The organism is Sphingobium algorifonticola, assembly GCF_004005485.1.
Classification (GTDB): domain Bacteria; phylum Pseudomonadota; class Alphaproteobacteria; order Sphingomonadales; family Sphingomonadaceae; genus Sphingobium; species Sphingobium algorifonticola.
This window is the reverse complement of sequence record NZ_RZUL01000025.1, coordinates 1-5,722: the sequence shown is the minus strand read 5'-3', so window position 1 is coordinate 5,722 and position 5,722 is coordinate 1. Positions and strand designations below refer to the sequence as shown.

Annotated in this window: 3 tRNA genes and 3 rRNA genes; all 6 read right to left on the bottom strand. The window is 54.1% G+C overall.

Annotated elements, in window-relative coordinates:
• Position 1: 1 nt before the first annotated feature.
• Positions 2–78, bottom strand: a tRNA-Met gene (locus ENE74_RS17930).
• 211 nt (positions 79–289) lie between these two features.
• Positions 290–404, bottom strand: a 5S ribosomal RNA gene (gene rrf, locus ENE74_RS17925).
• 143 nt (positions 405–547) lie between these two features.
• Positions 548–3,342: ribosomal RNA gene (locus ENE74_RS17920) — 23S ribosomal RNA — on the bottom strand.
• A 280-nt stretch (positions 3,343–3,622) separates the two neighbouring features.
• A tRNA-Ala gene (locus ENE74_RS17915) sits at positions 3,623–3,698 on the bottom strand.
• A gap of 17 nt (positions 3,699–3,715) precedes the next feature.
• Positions 3,716–3,792 (bottom strand) — tRNA-Ile (locus tag ENE74_RS17910).
• 197 nt (positions 3,793–3,989) lie between these two features.
• Positions 3,990–5,480 (bottom strand): 16S ribosomal RNA (locus ENE74_RS17905).
• The 16S, 23S and 5S rRNA genes sit together here with 3 tRNA genes alongside, the layout of an rRNA operon.
• Positions 5,481–5,722: the final 242 nt, after the last annotated feature.

The window sequence follows — 5,722 nt, the reverse complement described above, 5'->3', positions numbered from 1 at the left end:
CTGGTTGCGGGAGTAGGATTTGAACCTACGACCTTCAGGTTATGAGCCTGACGAGCTACCGGGCTGCTCCATCCCGCGCCACCAATATTGGTCTCAGGAGGAGACGGAGGGGTAGTCTCCGCAAGCCAGTCCCTTCTTGTGCCTGCTGGAAGCGGGCATTGGCGGGTTCTGGAGGGCGTCCGCGCTTTGTTGGCGCGGAGCCCGAACGAACGGATGTTCGCGTCGGCGCCTGAGGCCAGAAGAAAAGTGAATGGGTTTTTTTGTGATACGTGCGTGCGCGCGCTGCAATGCCTGGCGACGCCCTACTCTTCCAGTGCTTGAGCAATAGTACCATCGGCGCAGTCTGGTTTCACGGCCGAGTTCGAGATGGGATCGGGTGGGTCACAGACGCTATGGTCACCAAGCAATGAAGCGGGCGCATGCGTGTATCAAAGGTTTTAATCGGTGCCGTGCACGGTGTGTGTATTTGATATCGGGCGTTGGTTATCATCCGCCATCATCGACAGGCGTCTGGATTGTTCCAGTGCTGTCATTGATGGTGGGACTCTTCAAGCGCGAACAGAGCAATTAGGACTGGTTAGCTCCATGCGTTACCGCACTTCCACATCCAGCCTATCAACGTGGTGGTCTTCCACGGCTCGATGAAATCTTATCTTGAGGGAGGCTTCCCGCTTAGATGCTTTCAGCGGTTATCCCGTCCATACATAGCTACCCTGCTGCACGGCTGGCGCCATGACAGGTACACCAGAGGTATGTTCAACCCGGTCCTCTCGTACTAGGGTCAACTCCTCTCAAATTTCGACGCCCACGGCAGATAGGGACCAAACTGTCTCGCGACGTTCTGAACCCAGCTCACGTACCACTTTAATTGGCGAACAGCCAAACCCTTGGGACCTGCTCCAGCCCCAGGATGTGATGAGCCGACATCGAGGTGCCAAACGATTCCGTCGATATGAGCTCTTGGGAATCATCAGCCTGTTATCCCCGGCGTACCTTTTATCCGTTGAGCGATGGCCCTTCCACGAGGGACCACCGGATCACTATGACCGACTTTCGTCTCTGCTCGACTTGTCAGTCTCGCAGTCAGGCGGGCTTATGCCATTGCACTCTAACAGACGGTTTCCAACCGTCCTGAGCCCACCATCGCGCGCCTCCGTTACTCTTTAGGAGGCGACCGCCCCAGTCAAACTACCCGCCACAGAGGGTCCCTGCACCGGATAACGGTGCGAGGTTAGACATCAGAAAACAACAGGGTGGTATTTCACCTATGGCTCCACGACAGCTGGCGCCGTCGCTTCAAAGCCTCCCACCTATGCTACACAGTTCTTTCCTAATGCCACTCTGAAGCTGCAGTAAAGGTGCACGGGGTCTTTCCGTCTAACCGCGGGTACTCCGCATCTTCACGGAGAATTCAATTTCGCTGAGCATGTACTGGAGACAGTGGGGAAGTCGTTACGCCATTCGTGCAGGTCGGAACTTACCCGACAAGGAATTTCGCTACCTTAGGACCGTTATAGTTACGGCCGCCGTTTACCGGGGCTTCAATTCAGAGCTTGCACTCCTCCTCTTAACCTTCCGGCACCGGGCAGGCGTCAGACCCTATACGTCGTCTTGAAGCCGACTTAGCAGAGTCCTGTGTTTTTGCTAAACAGTCGCTACCCCCTGGCCTGTGCCCCCCAACAGAGCTTGCGCTTAGTTGGGGCCTCCTTCTTCCGAAGGTACGGAGGCAATTTGCCGAGTTCCTTCAGTACACTTCTCTCAAGCGCCTTGGTATACTCTACCATCCCACCTGTGTCGGTTTAGGGTACGGTCTATAATGGAGGGGCTATTTCCTGGGACAGCTTCCCTGCCTGGATCAATCCGTTAAGACCAGACAAGTTACGCCATCCGTCACACACCTCCAGGCCCACGAATATTAACGTGGTTCCCATCGACTACCCCCTTCGGGCTCGTCTTAGGGGCCGGCTTACCCTGCTCAGATTAGCTTTAAGCAGGAACCCTTGGGATTTCGGCGACAGGGCATCTCACCCTGTTTATCGCTACTCATGTCAGCATTCGCACTTCCGATACCTCCACCACCCATTACCAGATGGCTTCGCAGGCCTACGGAACGCTCCGCTACCGCGTGATCATAAGATCACACCCTAAGCTTCGGTGCATCACTTGAGCCCCGTTACATCTTCGCCGCAGGATCTCTTATTTAGACCAGTGAGCTGTTACGCTTTCTTTAAAGGATGGCTGCTTCTAAGCCAACCTCCTGGTTGTTTTGGAAATCCCACATGCTTTCCCACTTAGTGATGACTTGGGGACCTTAGCTGTAGGTTAGGGCTGTTTCCCTTTTGACGACGGACCTTAGCACCCGCCGTCTGTCTGCCGGACTAGACTCGTTGGTATTCGGAGTTTGGTTAGGTTTGGTAGATCTCGCGACCCCCTAGCCCATCCAGTGCTCTACCCCCAACGGCAATCATCCGACGCTCTACCTCAATAGATTTCGCGGAGAACCAGCTATTTCCCGGCTTGATTGGCCTTTCACCCCTAAACACAACTCATCCGATAATTTTTCAACATTAAACGGTTCGGTCCTCCAGTGCGTGTTACCGCACCTTCAACCTGGTCATGCCTAGATCGCCGGGTTTCGGGTCTAATACATCGAACTCAATCGCCCTATTCAGACTCGCTTTCGCTGCGCCTACACCTAACGGCTTAAGCTTGCTCGATACATTAAGTCACTGACCCATTATGCAAGAGGTACGCGGTCACCCCATAAAGAGGCTCCCACTGCTTGTAGGCATTCGGTTTCAGGTACTGTTTCACTCCCCTCATCGGGGTGCTTTTCACCTTTCCCTCACGGTACTGGTTCGCTATCGGTCATGCACGAGTATTTAGGCTTGGAGGGTGGTCCCCCCATGTTCAGACAGAGTTTCACGTGCTCCGCCCTACTCAAGTCCTGAGATTTCATTTTCGCATACGGGGCTGTCACCCGCTATGGCGCGCCTTTCCAGACGCTTCTGCTAATTAAACCTCAGGCACTGGCCTGGTCCGCGTTCGCTCGCCACTACTAACGGAATCTCGGTTGATGTCTTTTCCTCCGGGTACTGAGATGTTTCAGTTCTCCGGGTTCGCCTCACCAAAGCCTATGTATTCAGCTTAGTGATACCTCTCCCATTTAACTCTGAACGTCATCGCTGACGGCCAAAATTAAATGGTGAAGGTGGGTTGTCCCATTCGGAAATCGCGGGATCAAAGCCTGCTCACGGCTCCCCCACGCTTATCGCAGCGTGCCACGTCCTTCATCGCCTGTGCATGCCAAGGCATTCACCAAATGCCCTTACCTCACGCTTGAGAGTCCACACCACCAATGACAACACTGGCCACGGGCATCACTGCCCATATCCAAAGCCGCCAACGGCCATGCGGATAATAATCTCAGCCTGATATTCAAAGTAATGCCATGCGCTCCTGATCCGCCCCGGCAGTCTTGCGACCACCGAACCGAACCGCGCATGTCACCACGGCATCGATTAAAAAACCCATTCACAATGTCAAAGAGAAGGCATCCAAAACAGAATGCCTTCTTATCACCGGCAAGCCGGCAAACTGATGTCTTCATCACTAGAGTATATGGTGGAGCCTATCGGGATCGAACCGATGACCTGATGCTTGCAAAGCAACCGCTCTCCCAGCTGAGCTAAGGCCCCGTTGAGTCACACAAGAATGGTGGGCTTGGGTGGACTCGAACCACCGGCCTCACCCTTATCAGGGGTGTGCTCTAACCAACTGAGCTACAAGCCCACTCTCGTCGTCCAAACGGCCATGAAGGCTGCTTGGGCCGTAAGCCAGCTTGAGACTCTCAACAGCGCTGCGCTGCTGATCTCTAGGGATGAAGGGACATGAGGACGACGGCATATGTTCATAGGACAAGGAGGAAGCTCTTCCGAATGCTCCGGACATAAAGTCCGCGATCCGGCGCTTTCCGCCGTTTTCCTTAGAAAGGAGGTGATCCAGCCGCAGGTTCCCCTACGGCTACCTTGTTACGACTTCACCCCAGTCGCTAAACCCACCGTGGTCGCCTGCCTCCCTTACGGGTTAGCGCAACGCCTTCGGGTGAATCCAACTCCCATGGTGTGACGGGCGGTGTGTACAAGGCCTGGGAACGTATTCACCGCGGCATGCTGATCCGCGATTACTAGCGATTCCGCCTTCACGCTCTCGAGTTGCAGAGAACGATCCGAACTGAGACGACTTTTGGAGATTAGCTTCCCCTCGCGGAGTTGCTGCCCACTGTAGTCGCCATTGTAGCACGTGTGTAGCCCAGCGTGTAAGGGCCATGAGGACTTGACGTCATCCCCACCTTCCTCCGGCTTATCACCGGCGGTTCCTTTAGAGTACCCAACCAAATGCTGGCAACTAAAGGCGAGGGTTGCGCTCGTTGCGGGACTTAACCCAACATCTCACGACACGAGCTGACGACAGCCATGCAGCACCTGTCACTCATCCAGCCGAACTGAAGTAATCCATCTCTGGAAAACGCGATGAGGATGTCAAACGCTGGTAAGGTTCTGCGCGTTGCTTCGAATTAAACCACATGCTCCACCGCTTGTGCAGGCCCCCGTCAATTCCTTTGAGTTTTAATCTTGCGACCGTACTCCCCAGGCGGATAACTTAATGCGTTAGCTGCGCCACCGAAACACCATGTGCCCCAGCAGCTAGTTATCATCGTTTACGGCGTGGACTACCAGGGTATCTAATCCTGTTTGCTCCCCACGCTTTCGCACCTCAGCGTCAATACCAGTCCAGTGAGCCGCCTTCGCCACTGGTGTTCTTCCGAATATCTACGAATTTCACCTCTACACTCGGAATTCCACTCACCTCTCCTGGATTCAAGTTATCCAGTCTCAAAGGCAGTTCCAGTGTTGAGCACTGGGCTTTCACCTCTGACTTAAATAACCGCCTACGTGCGCTTTACGCCCAGTAATTCCGAACAACGCTAGCTCCCTCCGTATTACCGCGGCTGCTGGCACGGAGTTAGCCGGAGCTTATTCTCCCGGTACTGTCATTATCATCCCGGGTAAAAGAGCTTTACAACCCTAAGGCCTTCATCACTCACGCGGCATTGCTGGATCAGGCTTGCGCCCATTGTCCAATATTCCCCACTGCTGCCTCCCGTAGGAGTCTGGGCCGTGTCTCAGTCCCAGTGTGGCTGATCATCCTCTCAGACCAGCTAAGGATCGTCGCCTTGGTGCGCCTTTACCACACCAACTAGCTAATCCTACGCGGGCTCATCCCTGGGCGATAAATCTTTGGACTTACGTCATCATCCGGTATTAGCAGTCGTTTCCAACTGTTATTCCGAACCCAAGGGTAGATTCCCACGCGTTACGCACCCGTGCGCCACTAGCACCCGAAGGCACTCGTTCGACTTGCATGTGTTAGGCATGCCGCCAGCGTTCGTTCTGAGCCAGGATCAAACTCTCAAGTTTGATGTCCGATCTGAACCAGGAGGAATAATCCCAATCCAAACCGCTCACTTCATGGAGCCATTCCTGCACAAATTACATTCACTGTGGATATGTAAATTGAGACATGCAAACATCCCGCCAAAGCATAAACCAAAAAGCCCATGCCCCAGCAAAACGCTACAAGGAACGACTTGGCTTTATCTGATTACCCGGCGCCATAAAACCACCAGAAACCAGTGCCGTCGCCCACATGTCCCTTCATC